Source organism: Paenibacillus daejeonensis DSM 15491, assembly GCF_000378385.1.
Classification (GTDB): domain Bacteria; phylum Bacillota; class Bacilli; order Paenibacillales; family Paenibacillaceae; genus Paenibacillus_D; species Paenibacillus_D daejeonensis.
Genome location: NZ_KB899664.1, coordinates 130090 through 152358, shown reverse-complemented (window position 1 = coordinate 152358; position 22269 = coordinate 130090). Strand labels below are relative to the sequence as shown.

Annotated in this window: 14 protein-coding genes; 3 read left to right on the top strand and 11 right to left on the bottom strand. The window is 54.7% G+C overall.

All coding sequences use genetic code 11. From position 1 onward, the window contains the following. Positions 1 to 18 precede the first annotated feature (18 nt). Positions 19 to 1152 (bottom strand): LLM class flavin-dependent oxidoreductase, encoded by a 1134-nt coding sequence (locus F556_RS0117665; protein WP_020618312.1) that lies wholly within the window; start codon positions 1150 to 1152, stop codon positions 19 to 21. 270 nt (positions 1153 to 1422) lie between these two features. Here F556_RS0117665 and F556_RS0117660 point away from each other — a divergent pair, with 270 nt between their 5' ends. Continuing rightward, positions 1423 to 2280 (top strand): helix-turn-helix transcriptional regulator, encoded by an 858-nt coding sequence (locus tag F556_RS0117660; RefSeq protein ID WP_040717056.1) that lies wholly within the window; start codon positions 1423 to 1425, stop codon positions 2278 to 2280. A gap of 92 nt (positions 2281 to 2372) precedes the next feature. Here the strand turns inward: F556_RS0117660 and F556_RS0117655 are convergent, their stop codons facing one another. The 9 genes from F556_RS0117655 to F556_RS0117615 form a co-directional block, all read right to left on the bottom strand. After that, positions 2373 to 5225, bottom strand: coding sequence for a glycoside hydrolase family 3 C-terminal domain-containing protein (locus F556_RS0117655; RefSeq protein ID WP_020618310.1), 2853 nt, complete (start codon positions 5223 to 5225; stop codon positions 2373 to 2375). Continuing rightward, positions 5222 to 6265: a LacI family DNA-binding transcriptional regulator gene (locus F556_RS0117650; protein WP_020618309.1), complete on the bottom strand. Its 1044-nt coding sequence runs from the start codon at positions 6263 to 6265 to the stop codon at positions 5222 to 5224. Before F556_RS0117650 ends, F556_RS0117655 begins: the two co-directional genes overlap by 4 nt. A gap of 341 nt (positions 6266 to 6606) precedes the next feature. After that, positions 6607 to 8850, bottom strand: coding sequence for an FAD-dependent oxidoreductase (locus F556_RS0117645; protein WP_020618308.1), 2244 nt, complete (start codon positions 8848 to 8850; stop codon positions 6607 to 6609). 36 nt (positions 8851 to 8886) lie between these two features. Next, complete coding sequence (locus F556_RS0117640) at positions 8887 to 9783, bottom strand: carbohydrate ABC transporter permease (protein ID WP_020618307.1); 897 nt, start codon at positions 9781 to 9783, stop codon at positions 8887 to 8889. Between the two features lie 16 nt (positions 9784 to 9799). Beyond that, on the bottom strand, positions 9800 to 10681 hold the full coding sequence (locus F556_RS0117635; protein WP_020618306.1) for a carbohydrate ABC transporter permease: 882 nt from the start codon (positions 10679 to 10681) through the stop codon (positions 9800 to 9802). 222 nt (positions 10682 to 10903) lie between these two features. Continuing rightward, entirely contained in the window at positions 10904 to 12244 is a 1341-nt protein-coding gene (locus tag F556_RS0117630) for an ABC transporter substrate-binding protein (RefSeq protein ID WP_020618305.1), read from the bottom strand. Positions 12245 to 12799: 555 nt separating this feature from the next. Beyond that, positions 12800 to 13099, bottom strand: coding sequence for a hypothetical protein (locus F556_RS0117625; protein ID WP_026297354.1), 300 nt, complete (start codon positions 13097 to 13099; stop codon positions 12800 to 12802). A 299-nt stretch (positions 13100 to 13398) separates the two neighbouring features. After that, a complete protein-coding gene (locus F556_RS0117620; RefSeq protein ID WP_020618304.1) occupies positions 13399 to 14136 on the bottom strand; it encodes a hypothetical protein in 738 nt (245 codons plus the stop codon). Then, a complete protein-coding gene (locus F556_RS0117615; protein ID WP_020618303.1) occupies positions 14126 to 14734 on the bottom strand; it encodes a hypothetical protein in 609 nt (202 codons plus the stop codon). The genes F556_RS0117620 and F556_RS0117615 overlap by 11 nt, the downstream gene beginning before the upstream one ends. A gap of 708 nt (positions 14735 to 15442) precedes the next feature. Between F556_RS0117615 and F556_RS0117605 the strand changes: the two genes are divergently transcribed. Then, positions 15443 to 15796: a hypothetical protein gene (locus F556_RS0117605; protein ID WP_020618302.1), complete on the top strand. Its 354-nt coding sequence runs from the start codon at positions 15443 to 15445 to the stop codon at positions 15794 to 15796. Between the two features lie 80 nt (positions 15797 to 15876). Next, positions 15877 to 16203 (top strand): transposase, encoded by a 327-nt coding sequence (locus F556_RS39250; protein WP_083938037.1) that lies wholly within the window; start codon positions 15877 to 15879, stop codon positions 16201 to 16203. 566 nt (positions 16204 to 16769) lie between these two features. Here F556_RS39250 and F556_RS36390 read toward each other — a convergent pair. Then, the gene (locus F556_RS36390; protein WP_020618300.1) at positions 16770 to 22265 is read right to left on the bottom strand and encodes an S-layer homology domain-containing protein; all 5496 of its coding nucleotides are present in this window, start codon (positions 22263 to 22265) and stop codon (positions 16770 to 16772) included. Positions 22266 to 22269 lie beyond the last annotated feature (4 nt).

The following is a 22269-nucleotide window of genomic DNA, read 5'->3' as shown; positions in this document are numbered from 1 at the left end:
ATAGCCCCCATTTTCTAATTAGATAATATAGCCCTGCTCAGCCAGCTTACGCTTGGCCAAGGGCAGGAGCAACTCGCCCGATCTGCGCGCCTCTTCAAGATGCGGATAGCCGGAGAGGATAAACGAGTGGACACCCGCCTCTACGAATTCGACAATTCGATCCGATACTTGCTCCGGCGTGCCAACAAAGGCTACCGCGCCGCCACCTCGAATGGCTGACAATCCGGACCATAGATTCGGTCCAATGACGTGCTTCTGATCCCTTGATGCGGCGAAAAGCTCCATCTGGCGCTTCTGATTGGTCGCGTCCGTCGAGGTGTGAGCGAGCTCTCCCAGTTTGAACACCTCAGGGCTGGCTTGACTCAGGATGTCGTGGGCTGCTGCCCAGGCCTCCTCTTCCGTTTCCCGCACAACCAATTGCGCGCGAATCCCATAGCGGAGCGTCCGGTCGAGACCCCGTTGCTCGCGCAGCTCGGTCAGGTACCCCTCCATCTCGGCAATCTGACCCTGAATCCAGGCCAGCGGCTCCGTCCACATCAGATAAACATCAGCCGTCTCGGCTGCTACACGCTTGCCGGCTACCGAGCTGCCGCCAAAATAAAGCGGCGGAACGGCCTCCAAGCCAAGCGAAGGCTTGCTCACGCCGCCCTCAATGCTGTAATGGCTGCCGTCATAATCAAAGCCACCCGCGTCACCATCCCCTGCCTGCCAGACGCCACGGACGACCTCCAGGAACTCCCGGGTTCGAGCGTACCGTTCATCATGGCTGTCATGCAGCGCATCCCCGGAAGCTTTCAAATCTGCCGGGTAGTGACCGGTTACGACATTGATCAAGGCGCGGCCCTGCGACATGCACTGCAGGGTGGACGCCATCCGGGCAGCTAGTACCGGTGTAATTAAACCAGGTCTCATTGCAATTAACGGCTTCAGGCGCCGCGTAGCTGCCGCTACCCAGGAACCGACGATCCAGCCATCCCAGCAATCCCCGCCTGCAGGAATAAGGGCAAACTCGTATCCTGCTTCTTCAGCAGCCTGTGCCACGTCGACGAAATATTGCTGCGACGGCTCACGCTCCGGCTTCACACCAATATATCTGCCATCTCCGTTAGTCGGAATAAACCAGCCGAACTCAACCTTGTTGTTGTCGCTCATGATTGCCGTCCTCTCTTCTATTGCACATGTTCTTGCCCGCTGGCCAGGCTGCGGCAAGCTAAATCTCCAGTTGACCGGTCGATAACCGATTAATATAATCGGATTAATTAGTGTATTTTGATCTTACCAGTCGTATGAGGTGTGGTAAATGTCATTTCCACGCGTGTCACATTTGTCAATTTGTGTTCCTGCAACGAACGAACACCCGTGTAATAAGGAGTTATTTCATTTCAGCATGGTATAAAGGGGGTGGACCGCTTGTTTCGAAATATGAGAGATGATGATCAGGAGTGGCTGGAAATTCACTACTTTCGCCCTTCGTCGCTGGAGAAGTCGGCTCCGGCCTGGCCCATCCGGCTCGGATCCAATCACGCCAAGCCGCACTACCGGATGGGCCCACGGTATTCTCCCTTCTATTACTTGATACTCGTTGTAGAAGGAGAGGGAACGTTCGAGCAGAACGGCGAAGTCTATCCGCTGCGCCCCCATGATCTGTTCTGTCTCTGCCCGCTTATCCGATACGAATATTACACGAATCCCCAAAATCCGCTACGCAAAGTGTTTTTCGCCTTCGACGGCAAACACGCGTTGGCTCTGTTGGAACGGGTAGGGCTCCAGCCGCAGCAGCCTTACCGGGCTGGCGGCGCTACCGTTCAAGGCATAGAAGCAATGGAACGATTCTTCTGCCTGGTCGAGTCGGAGGCCACCAAGCCGCCTAGCGATCTGGCCCGTCTGAGTGCCTTCTATGGCGTCTTCGATGCCCTCACCCCAGAAGCCCCCTCCGCCACCGGGCCGGATGCGGCCGAAGACTGGCTGTTAGGGGGCAAGACCTATCTCGACCTCCATTACGCGGACGGCATTACGGTCGAGAGCGCGGCTGCCCACATCGGGGTGAGCCGGGGCCACTTCACCAAGCGCTTCACCGCCTCTTATGGCTTGCCACCGGTCCAATATCTGCAGCAGCTGCGGTTGGTTCGGGCCCAGCACCTGCTGGCACATACCGATTCCAAGCTGGCGGAGATTGCTCACTCGGTCGGCTATCCTGACCTCTTCTCCTTCTCCAAGGCCTTCAAGAAGCATCACGGCCTGCCGCCTGGTGTGTACCGCAAGAGGGAGCAGGCGCCTTAAGGGGATGACAGCCGTGACTATTCAGATTTATGAACGCAAATAGCGACCTTCCCGTCCAACAGGACAGGAGGTCGCTATTCTAACCTTTTATATTAACCAGTAATCCGAATACCGCTCAGCCCAATGCTTCCCGAGAGCGCAATCGTTAAATCTCCGTCGGCCAAATTGTGGGGAAGTGCAACACGTACGGTTTCCCAGACTTGTTCGCCGCTAGCATCCACTTTCAACTCAGCCTCACCATTAGCAGTCCGAACGATTAACTGACCGCCCGCCGGCCCCCCACTGGCCCGCGCCTCCAGGGCAGCGGCCCCTTGCGAAAAGTCGACATCGCAAAAACGAATCCAACTCTCCAACTCCCGTTCCCCAGTTGCAGCTGCCGCCGATACCCGGATACACGTACCGCCTTCCTTGCACTCATCCAGATACACCCCTGCATAATCATCATAGTTCTCAGCACGCGTGTAGTGGGACAAGTCGCGCGGAGGGATGACCTCGCCCGCGATCTCAACGGCTGCCGTCAGACGAATGTCTGCCGAGGAAGTCCCGGCCTCGAAGGTATACTGGGCCGCTTCCAGACAGAAGCGATCCCGTGTCACATCCCAAATTGCCAGCTCCTCGGCAGGCACCGTCAGCACGACTTCCCGGGCTTCGCCTGGCTGAAGTCGTATACGAGAGAATCCAACCAGCTTCTTCAGCGGACGCTCTACCCTGGATCCGGAGACGTGTACATACAGCTGCACCACCTCATCGGCAGCAATCGCGGATAGGTTGGTCACCGTCCACCGCGCCTGGATGCTGCCCGCCAGCGGATCAGCCCCAACCTCTACGAAGTCCGTCTCAAGGGTAAGATCGTTGTATGCAAACGAACCATAGCTAAGGCCATAACCGAATGGGTACAGCGCTTCCCCATCAAAGTACTGGTAGGTGCGTTTTCCTTTGCGAATATCATAATCCAGAATATCTGTCCTCAGCTGCGACTCCGACCGGTACCAGGTCATATTGAGCCTGCCTGCTGGTGAATAGTCGCCAAATAGTACATCGGCCAGGGCATTGCCCAGCTCCTGCCCCGCATGGGAGAGGTAGAGAACTGCAGGAATGGTCTCATTCACTTCGTTCAGGGTGAACGGATAACTGCCAATGACAACGACAACCGTGCGCGGGTTGGCAGCATGTACAGCACGAATCAGCTCCTGTTGTGAAGCCGCCAGATCAAGGCCCGGACGATCGATCTCCTCCTTGCCGTTAATAAGCGGATGATTGCCCACGACAACCACTGCGGTTTCAGCCGCCTTGGCTGCTTCCACCGCTTCGGTGATTCCATCTGTGACGACGCGCTTCGTGTAGCGTTCCTCAGCGGTATGGTTAGCCTCTGCCTTCACCTGCAGCGGTGTGCCATCCCCTGGCGCTGCCACGGCTTGGCCATTCCAGGTACGGATCGACAGCTGTTCGTCATCCTGTTCCTCCAAGCGGAAGACTTCCTTGACGAACCAGCCGAAGGCTTCATCGGCCGTAACCGTCAGCTGCTCATCTCCCTGACTGGTCAGCAGCTTGCCGGACTTGACGCTATGCAGGGTGTAGCTGCCCCAGCCCCAATCGTTTACCTCGAAGATGTCGCCTTCCGCGCCGTCCGCCTCCTGCAGACCATGCGGTTCAGCTGTCGCTACCGCTAGCTCACGACCACTCGCAGCAGAGGCGAGAACAATTCGGTCGTTCCCGCTGCTGTAAGTCACCGGCGTCTCGCCGAGCTTGCGCCGAATCCCCTCAGTCGGAGTCACCGCATAGGGCAACGACCCTGAATACCAATCGCGGAACACCACATCTGCCAGCGGTCCGATGACGGCTACACTAGCCGTGTCTTTGCTTAACGGCAGCATAGCTTGCTCATTCTTCAGGAGCACGATGGACTCGCGAGCCGCCTGCAGCGACAGCAGGGCATGCTCCGGTGCGCACAGTTTGGCTTCCGGCGTGTTAGCATAGGGGTTACCTGCCTCAGGCTCAAACTCACCCAGACGGAACCGGACACGGAAGGTATTGGACAGCGCCCGGTCCAGATCGTCTTCGGTCAGCAGTCCTTCGGCCAGTGCCTCGCGAATTGCCGCACACGATTTCTCTTTATCTTCCGTGATGCTGTCAATCCCCGCCTTGATGGCGTGGGCTACGGCTTCTTTGTAATGGTCAATGTAGTGATGGTCGTTCACGATGCCCAACAGGTCGCCAGCGTCACTGACAATGAAGCCGTCCATACCCCATTCTTCCTTGACGACACGGTTCACGTCCTCGTGCAGAATCGTCGGAATCCCGTTGACCGCATTGTACGAGGTCATCATCGATTGCGCCCCGCCCTTAACAAACGCCGGTTTGAAGGCAGCCTGATAGTACTCCTTCATATTGCGCGGATCGATGCTGGCCGAGCAATGGCCGCGGTCGACCTCATTGTTGTTGCCGATAAAATGCTTCAGCGTAGCGACCGCCTTGAATACGGTCGGGTGATCGCCCTGGATGCCTTGCACGAGCGCAGCTGTCAGCTCGCCAGTCAGCTTGGGATCCTCACCGTATGCCTCTTCTGTCCGCCCCCAACGCGGATCTCTCTCCATATCCACTGTAGGCGCCCACAGGGTCAGTCCGTGCAGCGCCGGGTCGCGCTGGTAATAGACCCGGGCCTCGTCGCCAATGACGCTGCCGATCTCTCGGAGCAGCTCCGGATTCCAGGTGCAGCCCAGCCCGATGACCTGCGGAAACGTTGTGGCCTCCCCCAGCCAGGCTACGCCATGCGCGGCCTCGGTGCCATGCTTGTACGCGCCAACGCCCAGCCTATCGACGGCTGGCTGGTACTGAACCATCTGCTCGACTTTTTCCTCCAGTGTCAGACGCGACACCAGGTCGGCTACACGCTCATGGAGTGGAAGGTCCGAATTATAAAAAGGGAATTGTGGCGTTATACTCATGCTTCTTCTTCCTTTCGGGCAGGGACTTGTGTAATCAGATCACGGCAGTGGGCAGTCGAATCCCGCACAATGAGCTCCACTGGCTCAATGGCTACCGGTGGTGCATAATCGGGGTCGTCAATCATCCCAATAAGATGACCCAGGGCCCGGCTGCCCATCTGTTTGATATTCTGATTCACGGTCGTCAGGGCGGGGCGGCTCATCTCCGCGACGAACGTATTGTCATAACCGACTACGGAGACATCCTCTGGCACCCGCTTGCCTGATGCTTCAATAAGGGATATTGCCCCTGCGGCCATGACATCGGATGTGCAGATGACGGCGGTTGGGGGCTCCGGGAGTGCCAGGAGCGCAGCCATTTCCACGGCAGCCTGAGTTTTGTCATAATTGCCATAAACGATGTAACTCGACACATACGGCAGGCCGAAGGCCCGCAGCCCCTGCTGATATCCTTCGAACCGGGACCGTCCAATAATATTGTTGAGGTCCCCGGTCATGAAGGCGACACGGCGATGCCCCAGGCCATAGAGATGGGCCACCGCCAGCAGGATGCCGCGCGTATTGTCCGCTGTTATGTAGCCCGCTCGTTTGCCGATCAGGTCGGTGTCGACAAAAACGGTAGGAATCTCCGCCTTCAGCAGCGGCTGCAGATCCGGGTACTCCCGGTCGATGCCAATGACGATTAGCCCATCCACATCCCTGCTGCGGCAGTGACTGAGCATCGAGTAGTGCCGGTCCTCCGGCTTCATGGACAGATAGACCAGATCATACCCGCTTCCCCCCAGTCGCTCCTCCATTCCGGCAAACAGCTCGGTGACGAACGGACTGGTGAACAGGTTGTGCATGAACACGCCAATCAGCCTGGAGCGTTTGGTGACCAGACCACGGGCTGCCGCATTGGGCAAATAATTTAGCGCTTCTATAGACTCGGCTACCTTTAGCCTTGTCTTGCGACTGATGCTGGGGTAATTGTTAATCACCTTGGACACGGTGGCGATAGATACGCCCGCGTGCTTGGCCACATCGACAATAGATGCCATATGCCTACCCACTTTCAAAGACTTATTTGTAAGGAAAACCTTTTCCTTATCAAAAACAGAACAGCAGCCGCAGCACAGATTCCCACGACTCTGCTCTGATATTAAACGCTTTCTTGGAAACTTGTCAATCGACTTTTCACTTTGTCGGGCAGGAATGTAGGTGAAACCAGCCATTCAAGGAAAACGTTTTTCGCTCTTTCATTAAGTAGCTGCTCCAGCAGAAGAAAGGTGCGTTATTCCTTGCGGGACAAGCGGCGGGACTGCAACTGCTCGTGCAACTGTCATATATAGAATAAAGGACAAGGCACCGGTATTCTTGGGTGGCGTCCCTGTCCTCCTATTTAAGCGTATACGCGAATCTCCACCACTTGGGCATGGCTAGAGCCATTGGTCCCTTCGACAACCAGCCGAAGCCGATCAGCCGCAAGCGGCTGCTCCAGCCGGTGCACACGTTTGCGGCGGCGGTTATCTGTCTCCCGGTGCACCGTCCGCCACTCCCCATCCATGTACACCTCAAGCCGGTAATCTTTCACTAGCTCCGGGATGACCTCGAACGGGGTACGGTGATGATGCAGATTAATCAGGTCCTCATTGACATCGTCATTGAATGTCAGCTGTACCTCGGACACCGTCTGTGCCTCCGGCCACGATAGCTCCAGCCAAGCCCCATCTCCTGGGGTCAGCTCTTCCGACATCCAGATATGCGGTCCGCCATAAGGCCTGACGTAGCCGTCGATGACGGATTGCGCACCATAGGCCAAGGTGTCTGGTGACACCTTCAGACAAATCGGCGTACGATGCAGACCCTTCATCGACCAGGCCATCGTCAACTGTGATTCGTCATAGCTGGCAAAATCTGCTGAGCTCTCCACCCGGTTCTCAAAGCAGAGCACACCAAACAACGGCTCTTTACTTGTGTAGAGCGTCAGCGCTTCGTTCGCTTCAATGACGACGAAGACATTGCCCGCCTGCTCCGGCTGGTAGTCGAACGGCACCTCCACCCACTGTCCTGCTCCTTGTCGGACCTTTACGGTCCGGCTCTCCAGCTGCCGGGCCGGAATATAATTCTCGGCGCGGCCGGTCTCGTACAGTTGGACCGTCAGCTCGGTATCAGACCTCGCATCCAGCAATAGTGCCAGGCTGTCCAGCCGCTCCGAGACAGGAAAGAGAATACCGACCGGATACGTCAGCGCATGCGCCTCTACCGGATCGGCGACGGCGATTGCCCGCTGAACACTCGAAGCCGTGACCGAGGCACTGCGTGCAAGATCGTTCCCGTCTTCACTCTGCAGCCCGATCACTGCGGCATCCTGACGCAGCAACACCTGCTGCAGCTCCTGCAGATGCGCATCGTGGAGCTCGCGAGGTGATACACCCCGCCGCACGGACAAGGCCGCACCCGTGCCGGCCGCCTCGCCAATGACGGCGCATGTCGCCATAACCCGGGTCGTGCCGAAGGCGACATGAGTGGCGCTAATATTACGTCCCGCAAACATCAGATTGCCGACATTGCGGGAGTAGAGTGAGCGGAACGGGATGTGATAGATACCGTCCGCATGATAATGCTTGGAGCCACTCTCTTCAGCGTACATGCCCTGCGGTGGATGCAGATCAATCGACCAGCCGCCAAACGCCACACGATCCGCGAAGGGCTCCTGCGCAATAATATCATTCTGGTTCAGCACGTAATCCCCAACGAAGCGACGGTATTCACGCTTACCGGGCAGTGAGCCCACCCACTCCAGTGTCATATTGTCGGCCTCGAATTGGCCCGAGTTTTTGATATAATCCCAGATGCCATAGATGACCGACCACAGCTCGTCACGGATTCGCTCGTTGTCGTGCACCGTATCCCGCTCGCCGCCCCACTCGATCCACCAGTAGTGACAGCCGGAGTCGCCGCTGCGGATGACACGCCGCACCGGGATTGACGTCTCCTCGATGTTCTTGGCAAAGCTCGGCGGCACGTACTTGACGGGATGCCCGGCATCCTTGGTGTAGAACAGGATGGTGCTGCCCAGTGTGATGTCGTCGGAAACCTCAGGTGCCCACTCTTCACCATATTCACTCTGCGCTTCACGCCCCAGTCGGAAGTCCGCCTGCGCCATGAAGCCCACCAGCCCGTCTCCCGTACAATCAAGGAACATCTCGCTCTCAAAGCGGATTCGCCGCTCCGAGCCCATCATCCAGCCGGTCACCGCCGCGATCCTGCCGTCCCCTTCCTCGCCAGAGACTTCCACCTCATGTACATCCGTATTGAGGAACAGCCTAATATTGGCCTCGGCTCGTACGGTCTCCAGCACGATCAAATCCCACAGATAAGGATTACCGTCCGGATTGCGGTACTGATTCTCCACGAACATCTCGCCCATGATGCCGGTCTCCCGGGCATAGCGGTTGACGCCATGGCTCGTCGCCCCGCAAACCCACACTCGCACCTCACTGCTGGAGTTGCCCCCCAGTACCGGCCGGTTCTGCACCAGCGCCACCGTCTGACCCAGCCGAGCTGCTGCCACCGCCGCACAGACGCCAGCAAGGCCGCCACCAACAACCGTAATGTCGCTTTGTACCGTCTCTTTTTTCACTGTGTATACGCTCCTCTCTTGTTGCCCGACTGCACGTCAGCCTTTTACCGCCGAATTGGAAATTCCCTGAATGATGAATCGCTGACCAATCAGGAACACCACGATCATCGGCACAATGCCAGCCGTTGCCGCAGCCATCATCCCGTTGTAGTCGATTGTATTCTCGAGAATGAAATTCTGTAGTCCCAGCGGCACCGTGTACAGTCCTTCATCGATCAGGAATACCAAGGCGTTCTCGTAATCGTTCCAATGCCAGCTGAAATCGATGATCGCCAGTGTCGCCAGCGCGGGCTTGGCCAGGGGTAGGATGAGCCGGAAAAAGATGCGGAAGTGGCCCGCCCCGTCGATAAATGCCGACTCCGAGATTTCATACGGGATCGACAGGAAGAACTGGCGCATCATAAACACCCCGAAAATCGTAAACATACCGGGCAAAATCAACGCGTAATGCGTGTTGTAGATTCCCGCCCACTCGAACATGATGAATTTCGGTACAAACAGCACCTGAGGCGGCACCATCATCATCGACAGGTAGACGAGGAAGAGCGCATTGCGGCCCTTGAACTCCACGCGGGAGAATCCATAAGCGGCAAATGCCGACAGGAAGGTGGCGCCCACCGTGCTGATAATTGAAACCTTGAGTGAGTTCATATAATAAGTGACAAAGCTTTTGTCGCCCGTCCACACCTTGATATGGTGCTCCCAGTTCCAGGGATTGGGCAGCCACTTGACCGGATAAACGAACACATCGGCTGGCGTCTTAAACGAGGTGCTGATCATCCAGATGAACGGCACAATCATCAGGATGCCGAAAAACGTCATGACCACGGTGAGCAGCAGTTTGTTCCACTCCAGCAGCTGCAGCCAGCCGGGTGTCTTGCGCGACGCCGGGACGTTTGGGGAGGCCGCTGGTGCAGTTTTGGTTGCATTCATTGTTGTTCTCCTCCCATCAATAGTGAACCCAGCGCTTCTGACCGGCCCATTGAATCATCGTGATGACCAGGATGATGAAGAACAGCACCCAGGATATGGCCGAAGCGTAGCCCATCTCATAGTAGCGGAACGCATTTTTGTAAACGAAAAGAGATAAAATCGTCGTGCTATTGCCCGGACCGCCCTGAGTGATTGCCTGAATAATGCCGAACGTCTTGATCGTCATGATTAGGCCTGTGATAAGTAACAAAAAGGTCGTCGGACTGACCAGCGGCCAAATGATGCTGCGGATCGTCTGCCACCACTTGGCGCCGTCGATCTTGGACGCTTCCAGCAGTTCCGAGGAGATCTCCTGAAGCGCCGCCAGATAGATAATCATATTGTAGCCGAGCATGAACCAGATCCAGATGATGTCGATGGCGATCATCGACGTCTCCATCGTCGACAGCCAGCCCGGCGGATTGTCAATGCCAATGGCCCGCAGGAAACCGTTAATGGGTCCCATCTTAGGCTGGAACAGCAGCATCCATACGAAGGCGATTGCGACGCCGCTGGTGATGTAGGGCATGAAGTAGAGTGCCCGGAGCATTTTTTTCATATAGACAGACTTGTTCAGTGCCACCGCCACCACAAATGCGAGCAGGATCGAGATCGGGACGGATAGCAGGAAGATCAGCGTATTGCCTAGCGATACATAAAAGACTTCATCCTTAAACAACCGGGTAAAGTTGTCCAGCCCCACAAACGAGACGTTGGGGTTCATAAAGCGATAGTCCGTAAACATCAGGACAAAGGAAAACATGGCGGGGATAATAAAAAACAGCAGTACGCCAATCATATTGGGCGCGATAAACACATATCCCAGCAGCTGCTGCTTCTTCATCCAGTTGCCCTTCATGGTGCTCCACTCCTGTCATGACGGAGGAGAAGGCGCATACCCAAAAAGGGCCTACGTGGAGCGGATCGTTCTTCCGATCGCTGTTGTCCCCAGATTTCTTGGTAATTTAGCCCCTTTAGGGGGTGAAATCCGGGGACAAAGGCGAGCGTTTCACTTCTACAGAATCGATTCCGCACCTCTTCGGCACTTTTGAGAATAGCCTACCTTCTCCTCCTAATATATTTATTTCAATAATTCGTTGTGGCGAGCCACCATGTTCTCGATCGTTTTCTCGATCGTCTGGCCGCCCAGGAAATATTTCTCATACTCCTGCGTCCGCAGGTCAATCACCTGCTGCGAGGCACTGCGCACATAGGTTGGTGTGGTATCTTCATAAAGAACGTATTCCAGCGATTCCAGATCGTACGTGTCCGCCTGGTCGCCCAGCAGACTGTCGAGCGCTACTTGCTTGTCAACATCCTTGGATGCTGGCAGTCTGCCGCCCGCCGCCATTGGCGCCATGCCGCCGTCAGCATACCATTTGACGAACGCCCAGGCGGCATCCTTGTGCGGCGACTTGGCATTGATGGAGACCAGATCGCCCAGTCCACCGCGGGTGATGAAGTCGGCTTCAGCGTCAGCCAGACGTGGCACTGGTGCAAAAGCAATCTTGAAGTCGCGCGGGAAGTCGGTAAGATTATTGGAGCTGCGGATGAGCCACTCGCCGATGTTCAGCATGGCGGCCTGGCCGCCCAGGAAGCTGGTATCCACCGGCAGCTGCGTCGACATCTGCTCGCCGAGCGGCGGCGTCGAAGCGTCCTCGGTCATCATTGCGTTCAGCGTCTCCAGCCACTTCTGGATCAGCGGATGGTCCAGATTGGAGCTGCCGTCTGCTTTGGCATAGCCGTCCTTCTCCAGCACCGAGTCCATCGGATCATAGAACGGCTCAAGATGCTGGATCAGACCGTACCGGCCGTCCGCCGTCAGCTGCTTCGCATAATCTCGCGCCTCATCCCACGTCCAGCTTTTCGGCACCTCCAGCCCCGCCTCGTCCAGCATGTCTTTGTTCAAGGCGACGAAGAAAGCATTTTTCTTGGTCGGCACACCGTAATATTTGTCGTCGATTTTCCAGAGTGCAGCGTCCGGGCCCATTTTGTCGTCAATGTCATAGTCGCCGAACTCGCTTAGGTCGAGCGCCACGCCTGCCTCCACCCGCTTCTCGGTTTGCGAGAGTGTATAGTTGACGTAAATGTCGACGCCCTGATCAGTCAGCATCGCCGTATCCAGCTTCAGATTGCCGTCGTCATCGTTGACGAAGCGTACATATTCGACCTGAATGTCTGGATTCTCGGCATTCCACACATCTACGACCGCCTGCGGTCCCGACTCCGGCGGTACGCCGCCCCACATCGTCAGCTTGATCGGCTCCGACGCCGAAGGCGTGTTCGTGGCCGCCCCACTGTTATCCAGTGTGCTTGCTCCGTTCCCGCCAGACGATGTATTCCCTCCGCCTGCACAACCCGAGAGCAGTCCCAGCGTCATCACGCCTGCCAAAAGCGTAGGTATCCACTTTTTGTTGTTCACTTCGTTGACCTCCTGTGATCTCGTCTCTGTCCGTGCGTTGCTTCCACCGACACCTTCAGCTTATCAGGCACACTTCGGCGCGGTAATAAACAAAACTGTTCACCTGATGGAACAAAAATTCGCAATTTCGCAGGCCGGATTGGTTTTGGCGGACGTGTAGATTTGTTCTATTGGGTAGGGGGGGATGGACGGTCGTAGAATTGAAAAAAGCCGTATGAGCCCAAGGGCCATACGACTTTCATGAGTGCAGAAGTGGGCGTGAAAGTGCTCTGCATGTGGAAGAATAAACTGAGCTGGTCATAATAAAACTAAAGAAGGAGCGTTGTGACAATACGGCTCCAGTAGCACAGTAGACCGCTTCAAAGGCGGTCGGCTTCGGTGATACAATCAAAAAATAGACCGCGACCTGGTGGTTGCCGTAGACCGTCTCCACAGTGGAATCCAAGGCCAAAATGAGCGACTCGGGTAGTAAGGGAGAGGCGATCTCCAAGTTCAGTCTTCGGAGTTCGGGAGCCAGCGCTTCGTGTGAGGCGCCGAAGCGTAGGAGTTCCTTATTCAATAAGCTGTGATGCGGCAGGCGGCCTCCAAGGCATGGGCGACCAAAGCGTCGCCCTCCATCGACTTAAAATGAAACAGGCGCTCACATCCTAAGAGCCATCCGATGATGAGATACTGGAGGATGCGATGGGTAGGAAAGATAGCGTTTGTCGATTTGGCCAGACCAAGCGTGCGAAGGGCCTGATTTAGTCTTATTTTTTCCAGGAACGCGAGCAGCACCTTGCTACCTGCAAAATTTGTAGCGTTTCTCATAGAAAATTCCGTTTTCAACGACGTGATTTTTGTGGTAAAGTTCACCTTAAAGGTGCTCCTCTCTTTGGGTGATGTTGTCTTCGCAAACACCATTCTATTAAAGATTTGAGCACTTTTTTATGTTTTCATGAGACGGCACTTTCGTAATTCAGGTTTAATCTCCCTAGAGAAAATGTCTGTTGCATGGTAAAGTGTTCTGACCCTGGTCAATCAGAATATACAAAAAATGGCCAAATCTTGTATACAAGATTTGGCCATTTTTTGTGGTTTTTATTAAACCCTTTAAAACGAGCTATCAATCAGTCAGCTTTCACTGACTTTTTTGGAGGCCTAATATCTTCAAATCATTTCACAAATATTTGCATAATCGCTCCTGTTGCAGCTGCTGTTGCAAGAATAGTTCCAATTAACCAATAGATTATCTTTAATGTGGATTTTGATACAGCATTCCCTACGTAGTCTTTATTGGGTAAATCCTTAGAAAGTGAAGCAAATATTCCTGCAACATAGTCTTCACTTGCTACCTTTGCCGCTCTAATCTCTTCTGTCACTACTACTTTCATCCGATCCTCCTGAGGCAGTTTTTGCAACATTAATTCTATTTTATCCAATTTGCTACTATTTGTATCCAATTTGGAATTCATATGTTCTGATAAAGTTTCAACCTTAATGAGGCGCTCTCTAATTTCAATTAATTTCTCGCTATTTTCACTCATTTCTGCCGCCCCTCCTTCAGCCCAGGAACTCAGACCATTATAACCGCATAAAGTATCGATCTGCTTTCTAATGTGAGCAAGCTCACCTTTTATATAGTATATGTCTTCTTGAAAAGAATTGTTTCTCATTGAACTTTTAAATGAAGATCCTTCTATAATTTCATCCGAAACAAGCATCCCCTCGAATTTTTCTTCCATTATTCGCTTTATAATGCCATTAGCTTTTCGTTTAGATCTGTTATTTTTATTTAATTCATTTATGGCAAATTCATATGGATCCATGATTTGCTTATCAGGATTACGCTCCGACCTATTTAGCCAGGTAGAATCATCGACTATATATTGTTGTAAGCGATTAGTCGTCATCCTTCTCACCTAACTTGGACTTGTATTCTTCTACGAACCCCAATCCCCGTTTCAATTCTTCCTCTAGACGGTCTAATATAATGTTTGAGTCTCCCACTTTAGCTTCAATAATGTCCAACATTCTTCTTATTACAAAAATGCATGATGCAGTGTTTAGTTCATAACTTACGGATACTTCATCGGCTCGAACAAAGTGCACATCATTTCCATCTTCATAATCTACAATTGCTCTCAATGATCTTGGAGCATTTTGAAATCGTTTTATATCAAGATATGGCTCTGTAAATGTATATGATAAAGCTTTGAGCCATATTTGATGTTTGAAATCAAAGTCATTCATAAAATCGTCTATTTTCTCATAACTTACAATGCACATTATAATTACATCTCCAACAGGAGCACCGAATATTTCATTTAATACTTCATTGGGCTCTTTGGAATAGTTTCTTTTATTGCAAAACTCAGATATAATCGACCATATTAAAGACTTGCTCCCCTCTTGTTCATCCAAAATAGTGGAAAGAGTTTCGAAGGTATTTTTTAAAACGTTATGAATTTCTTCTTCATTGTTTCCTCTAGTTTCCTTATTTTCACTCATATAATCAACCGTCCCAGTTTTCTTCCATTGTACAGGTTAATACTGGTAATTTCAATAGATGCATAAAAAATAATTTGGTCCCATAGACCTATATGGAAAAGATATCGTAACAACGCTGTTTAACATCTAAAATTCCACGCATCTTGAATCAATCTAACTTTGCTACGTTGATGTTAACCTTAATTACGTGAACTGTCCATTTAATGTGACCAACTGAATACAAGAGACTCACCCGGTATAATTGAGAAAAATCATCAAATCAGGAGTGGACCGCCATGAAAACGAGTGTCTGTTTGAAAATTTTTGACCAACTGAGTATTGCAGATTATATGGTGTGTTCGAGGCTTGCCCAGGCACTCGTTTTGGATCGTGATTGAAAAAAGATTGATTTTATTTTGCCGACACGCTATGCGCTTTTCTCTATACGGGGTGTGGACAGCATCCCTATGCCCCTTTGTTGAAACTTAAACCCAAATTACGAAAGCCCATAAAATCAGGTTTTTGAGAACATCAGACTTGGAGATCGCATCCAGTTCTGGAGTCTGGGTTTGCACTTGGGCCGTCGATATGAAATTCCCCCCTCCCCACCTAAAGGGGTAAAGCGATTTCCAATACATAGGTTGGGATTATCCGTTCATTCCAATTCTGATTCTGGGTGCCGGTCTTTTTCTGGCATGCCATCGCTACATCCTCGCTCAGCTCTATTAAATGGGGCTACGGGACAAGGAGGAGGCCTGGATTATTGATTCGTTTCTGCACACCGCATGGCAGACAGTAAAAGCAGAGCGACGTTTCCACAAACGCCTTCACCTGCTTCATCATTCGCTCGACGAGAATAAATACCCCACGCCCCCGGAAGAAGAGCAAGCATTCGAACAGACCCGGAGGAAAAAGTCCCGTGCTTCCCATCCCAAGTCTCGAATCTACACGTTGCGCGACCCGGAGGCTCGGATTGGGCGAAAGAGTAAAACCGTGATGATTTGCGGTTACAAAGTCCAAGTCCTGATGAGCGAGGACGGTACCATCTTGGAGACAAGTGTCATCCCCGTGGACCGAACATGACCGTGACGCGATGGTAGAGATGGTAAACAGTATGCGCAAGAGCTGTATGTAGCCCTCCCGCCCGAGCTGTACTGGGCGATATGTTGTATGGATTAGGCGAACAGCGCGTCGCGTTAGGAGCCGAGAGGTCCGGGTTGTCTGCTCCGGTACCGGCCTCCACGAGTCCGAAGAAAGGTTTGCCGCACGAGGCGTATATATATGATTCGAAGTTTGATGCCTACCGATGCCCTCAAGGCAACCGAAGCCAAAAGAAAAACTACATTAAGCAAAGCCAGGGCTGGCAATACAAGTTTCATGCAAAAGAATGCAACGCTTGCCCCGTGCGTGAGACATGCACCACAAACGAGAATGGACGAACGGTACCGCCGAACTTCGCAGGCGCGGGCGCATCGATCGAAGAACAATGAGCTCAAGTACCACTGCGGTTTAGGGACGGTGTGGACATCCAGCAAAGAAATGGCTGCAATTAAAGTGCATCTTGCCGGCATGGTCGTCAACCTTAAAAGGTCTCCAAACGTTTTTCGCCTCACGGTTCGGGGTTGGTTCGACATGCCACTTGAACCACAACACACGCATTATTCTCTTCAAATACAGATTACCGGGGGCCTCTTCCATGCCTATTTTCCGATATTTCCGCACATACAGTCTGATTAATTATAAGAGCGCTGCCTTAATCTCTCATATGCTTGGCGGCCGCGGTCCTTATCACATCTTGTTAAACAAGCACTTTCTTAGTTTTGAAAATGCTCGTGTGGAGTTGACTCAGCCCCTCTGAACGATGGAATTTGATATACCCCGCTCGTTGATCCTTGATCTGGATTCCACTGTGGAGACCAAGCATGCTAACGAGCAGGCCGCAAGCGTGGATGCGTAGCAAAAGCCTATCAATACACCGTATGAGTTAACCTACATTCCGGTGTATTGACGCTTTACATCCCGTACTTTATAGGTTCCACATCTTCTTTCAAATTCCTTAGAAGCTGTTGAATAACTCCAACAGGTTATATACCGCCTGCGCCGTCTGGGCTCGTGTCGCTTGGGCGATCGGGTCGAACTTGTCGGTGGCGGTGCCTTGCATTAGTCCCGCCGCGACCGCCTGTGCTACTGCATCAGTGGCCCATGCTGACAGTTCGGCGCTGTCACTATATCGATCCAAGCCGCCCGGAGCATCTGGAGTCTGGCCTCCTGCCAGCTTGAAGGCGCGGACGATCATGACAGCCATCTGCTCACGCGTAATCGGCGCTTGCGGGTCAAACCGGTCCGCAGACACACCCTGAACCAAACCGGCTTCAAAAGCAGCCGCTACCTCCGCGGCATACCAGTTACTCTGCCCGACATCGCTGAATCTCATAGCCGATGCACCGACATCGCCTTCCAGCCCAAGCGCCCGGACTAGCAGCACTGTGAACTCGGCACGGGTCGTCAAGCCCGATGGTGCAAACTGAGTCTCGTTCATGCCGCTGACGATATGACGCGCTGCCAGCACCTGCAAGGTGCGGTGTGCCCAGTGCGTCTGTGGCACGTCGGCAAAACGAATCTCGCGCTGCAGGACAGCATAGAGCCCCGGCTGTCCGGTGGTCCCTGTCACAGTGGATACATCGGCATAACCGCCCGCATACACCCAAGCTCCAGCATTGACATCATATCGGTACAAGCCAAGCAGTGCGGCATCTGCCTGCGTGGCATCGTAGGCCAGCTCCAGCTGAACACCACCCACGAGAGCTGAGCGCACGAGCTCACCGCTCGTCAGAGATAAAGCAAGGTCCAGTTGTACTATCCCGCTACCCATAAGGCGGAGCTCGCTTCCCAACTGTCCGCGTTGCCCGGCAGTTAGATCCGATGCGGTCAGCTCAATTCGGAAGAAATCTGCTGCTCCCGCTGGCGTATCAGCGAGCATCGCTGCCAATGCGAGGGGATCGACGATGACTGTATCTCCTCTAGCCATACGAACGGCGATCGGATAATCGAGCTGTGCCGCGCCGATCGGCAATTTCACCGTCTGCTGCTCAGCCCCAAGACCAATCTCGGCACGACCACGATTGCCACGTACCAGCTCCTCTTCGGTTACGGTACGAACATCTGGCTCAGACTCCGACTCCTCGACACCGTCGTTCCCTCCACTATTACCGCCGGAATTACCGGGGTTACCGGGGTTGCCCGGGTTGCCTGGATTACCAGGCTCTCCTGGCTCCTCCGGCTCTTCCGGTCCTTCACCGGCAGGCACGATGTAGACGACTACAGGCCCATCGGTACTCCATCTGTCCCCTGCACCCGCCTCCACTTTGAACGAGTACAGCTCTCCCGGCGCCAAGCCGTCGATGATAAGCTCCCGCTCCGTGGTTGTCTCCGCCATCGGCTCGTTGTTCACCCAGACGCGGTACTGCGCATCCTCCACACCCTGCACTTCTCCACTCCACGCAAGCGTAAGCGAATCTCCATCAGCTTCTCGCACCTCTGCCGCTCCATCCTCCCAGACCGCATAGCCGTTCCGGTCTTCCGGCGCAAGACGCATCACGCGAACGGCATCAACCGACGTGTGGCGGTCATACGTGCGCAGCCCAATGGCACCTGAGGCAAGCGACGCATCGGTAACATCCAGGTAGCGCTCTCCGTCCACAAATGCCTGAATCCGGTCGCCCTCCACCTCGACAGCCATCGTGTACCATTGGCCGTATTCGTAGGCGAACGGCGCTTCGGCGACTTTGCTGGCTGTTCCGTCCACCCATTTGTACAGCTGGATAGTCTGTACACCAGGATCGCTTGATCGATTGTCGTCCAATCGAACGTGATAGAAGTTGGCAGGGTCGCTGTACCGGAAGATGAGTCCGGCCGAGCCGCCTGATGTGGAAGCCGCCATCATGAGGTCTGCCTCCACCCGGTAATCCCGCCAGTCTGCCGAGCCGGTATGGGTCAAGCCCCGGCCCGTCGCCCGGTATACGTCACGACCGTCCGTCTCGGACAAGCTCCAGTTGCCATTCACGATCTGCCAAGGCTCACTGCTGTCTGTGAAGTCGCTCACCAGCAGCGTGTCCTCGGTGTCCAGCTCAATCCGGACCTGCTGCACCAGCCGGATCCGGCCGTCCTTGTCTCGGCCGACGACCTGCAGACGATGCGGACCGTTTGCGAGTCTGCCCAGCGTCGTCTCCCAGGCGCCATCTGCCTGCTGCGCAATCTCTCTTACGCTGCCCTGATACCTAAGCTCCAGCTGCGTCAGCCCGCGACTGGTGCCGGAGACAACGACCGACTCTCCCGTCAACACCGCCAGAGGGGCTGGCGCCTCGATAGCCAGCGCAGGCTCCACCACCTTGATGGTCAGCCACGGCGAGTATAGGATGCCGTCGGGGCCTTGTGCCGAAACGCGCACCCGGGTCATCCCGGTCTGCAGCGGAGTCACCAAGCCAGCCTCGCTAACCGCTACGATACCCGCTTCTTCCGTCTCGTAGGCCAGCGCCAGCTCGCTCAGCTCTACAGGCTCGCCGCTGTCCGCCCTGGCTTCTACCTGCAGCGTCAGCCGTTCGCCTGCAATCAGCTCCGCAGGCTGGTCTCCCGGCAGCAGCAGCTCGGCCAGCGTGCCCTCAAAGGCGCCGCCTGTCAATTCATAATTATGGTCCGGCGTCAGCTTGAACGCGAAGGCACCTGTACGCTCATCGTAATCATAGTCGATCTCCTGACCCGAAGTCGTATCCATAATTTTAAGATTGGCGCGGTTCCAGCCGGCATTGTCGTTCACGATTGTGCTGGTAGCCTCGCCGTCAGGGTAGGTGTAGGTATAGCTCGATCCTTGATCCGCTACCGGGTAGACCTCAGCGATCAGGCTGCCGTTGTCCTCCAGCTCCTGCCTTACCAACACACCCTTGCCGCCGATGAAGACGGGGATCTTATCAATGGGCAGACTATACCGTTCGAGTGTCACAGGTCCGTTGTACTGCTTACCCGTATCATAATCGATCCAGGTCCCCTCCGGCAGATAGACGTCCCGCGCTGTTACGCTGGCATAGTCATGACCGTAGGCAGGTACCGCCAGCATGGATGGGCCGAGCATCCACTCGTACTGGCGGGTCGTCCGGTTGGCCAGTTGATACGTCTGGGGATCGTCCGGATACGCGATCGGCAGCGGCGTCATTGTATGCGGGAAGCCGGTATGATAGCTATCAACAGCTGCGCTATAGATATAAGGCGCGTACATGGAGTGGAAGTCGACTGCTTTTTTGACTGCCGCTTCGTACGTCTCATTCTCCATATGCCAAGGCCCAAGCCCCAGTGACATGGCCGGTGTCAGGGCAGCCCACATCGCATTGCGGACAAAATAAAGCTTCTGATCCTGCGTCAGCGGCAGCGTCAGATACTTGCCAGCCACGATGTCGGAGTAGACATTGGGGGCACCGCTGGCTGCATAGTTGAGTGCATTGATGATCGGACGATCCTGGTTGTAGGCATGCTGCGTATCCTCCAGCCTCAGGATGTCCCCGGGCACGGAATAGGCTGCATTGCGCACCATGACCTGATAGCCCTGCTCCATCAACCGGCCGTTCGAGAGGTTCCACAGGCCGTCCTGATACGGCTTGGTCATCATCATCGTATCTTCTTTGAAGCCGTCGACGCCCCACAGGTCAGCTCCCTGCTCATACCAGTCCAGCGCCTCCTCATTGTAGGCATCCAGCAGATGCACACTACCACTCGGGAAACTGACCGTATACTTGAGCGGCGTTCCGTTCTCATCGCTCAGGAAGTAGCCCCGCTCCAGTCCCTGCTCCGTAAACGGACCATCATGCGCCGGCGTATAGTTGCCCCCGTTGGTCGGCAGCGCCTTAAAATTCGTACGCAGTCCGATCAGCAGATTCATATCATTGTCGCGGAAGAAAGCTTTGAGCCCATCCACGTCGGGATATCTCGGATTCGGCAGCCCGTCAGCCCTCGGCGGCCCCTCCACATCATCCCACAGGCCAAAGCTGGTCGTCGCCCCCTGCGTCGGCGAGTTGCGATCACCCCTCCAGAATCCGGAGCCGACAACGCCCCATTTCAGCTTGTAGCCTTTGTCCAGATACGTCTGCAGATCCTGCATGACCGAGGTCTGGTACGTGTTCCACCCCAGTGAGCCGAACGCTTCGTATCCCACCTCGAAGAAGTCGTACTTCGGCTTGTAGACCGGATACCCCTCGGCCACTCTTACCTCCTGGTAATCCGCATAGATCTGTTCCATCGTTCCCATAAAATAATATAAACCGTCCACACTGGTGATATTGTCCGCACCCAGCTTGTTCTCCGCGCTGTTGACCGCCACACGTTTCTTGCCGGTTTCGAAGAGCACCTGTGCAAAGCCGTGGGCCGGGAAGACCGTAAAGGTCGATACAAACCGCTGATCCGCACCTTTATTGGTCAGGTCGTGATTGGAGATGCCGAACACATTGGTGCTCTGCTGATTGTGGGCGAAGTCGCCCAGTCCGTAGCCGGGACTAAGCGAGCCCGTCCGGGCATCGATGACCGCCGTCCGCGTCACCTCGCCCGTCATCCGCCACTGACCATTATGCACATTCCAGTCCTCTGTGCCCTGCCAGTCCGACTCGTCCATAAGGACTGTATCCCCCGCCGTCACAGACACATTGGCGTACTGGGTCACATCGCTGTAGATTCGCATGCCCACCGCGCCGTTCAGGAGAGGCGATTGGGTATCTGTATAATCCAGCAGGAGATTATTGTTCCAGTACGCCCGGATCCGGTTGCCTTCGGCTTCGACCTTCACCGGGTACAGCCGGGTAGAGTCGAATGTACCCGACACATTCACCTCATGGATGACGCTGAGCACGCTGCCGGTCTGTTTCTTGAGCAGCTGCAGCTTGTTCGTCGCCAGGTGATACCGGAGATGATAGAAATTGTTGTAATCCTGATACCGGACGAGCACGCCCGAGGTGCTGCTGGCGTCCCGCTTGCTCTGCTTCATCTCCAGCTCCAGCGTGTAATCGTCCCACGTCGTATCGCCCCGCCAGATCAGAGCTTCCACCCGCTCGGGCGCCTCGCCCTGGAGTGCCTGCGACCGCTCCTCGAACGGTTCGGGTTCGATCTGGAAGCGGGCATAGCGCTCATACGGCAGGATGCGGACCACCGCCTCGTCGCCATGTGTGTTTACCACACGGAAGCGGACGCTCTCCTCATCATGACTGAGCAATTCCGTCGTCTCGGCATCATACAGCGTCGCCCCTGCCGCAGACCCGAAGCGGATGCCTGACACCGGATGAGCGGGCGCGATCTCGCCGCCCCCAGCGTCCTCGAAGTTGTAGCGGAAGCCCGCCTTCTCGATTCGAATGGTGTATAATGTCGTCCTGACGACCACTTCCTCCGTCGTCTGATCCACCTGCACGCCGGCTGCAATCGTCTCCGACGCTGCTGCTGGCCCGGCTGGCAGCGCCAGTCCTCCCAGCAGCGTGGCGATTATCAGCCAGGCGATGACTCTTCGATAATGATTTACTTGCATCGCT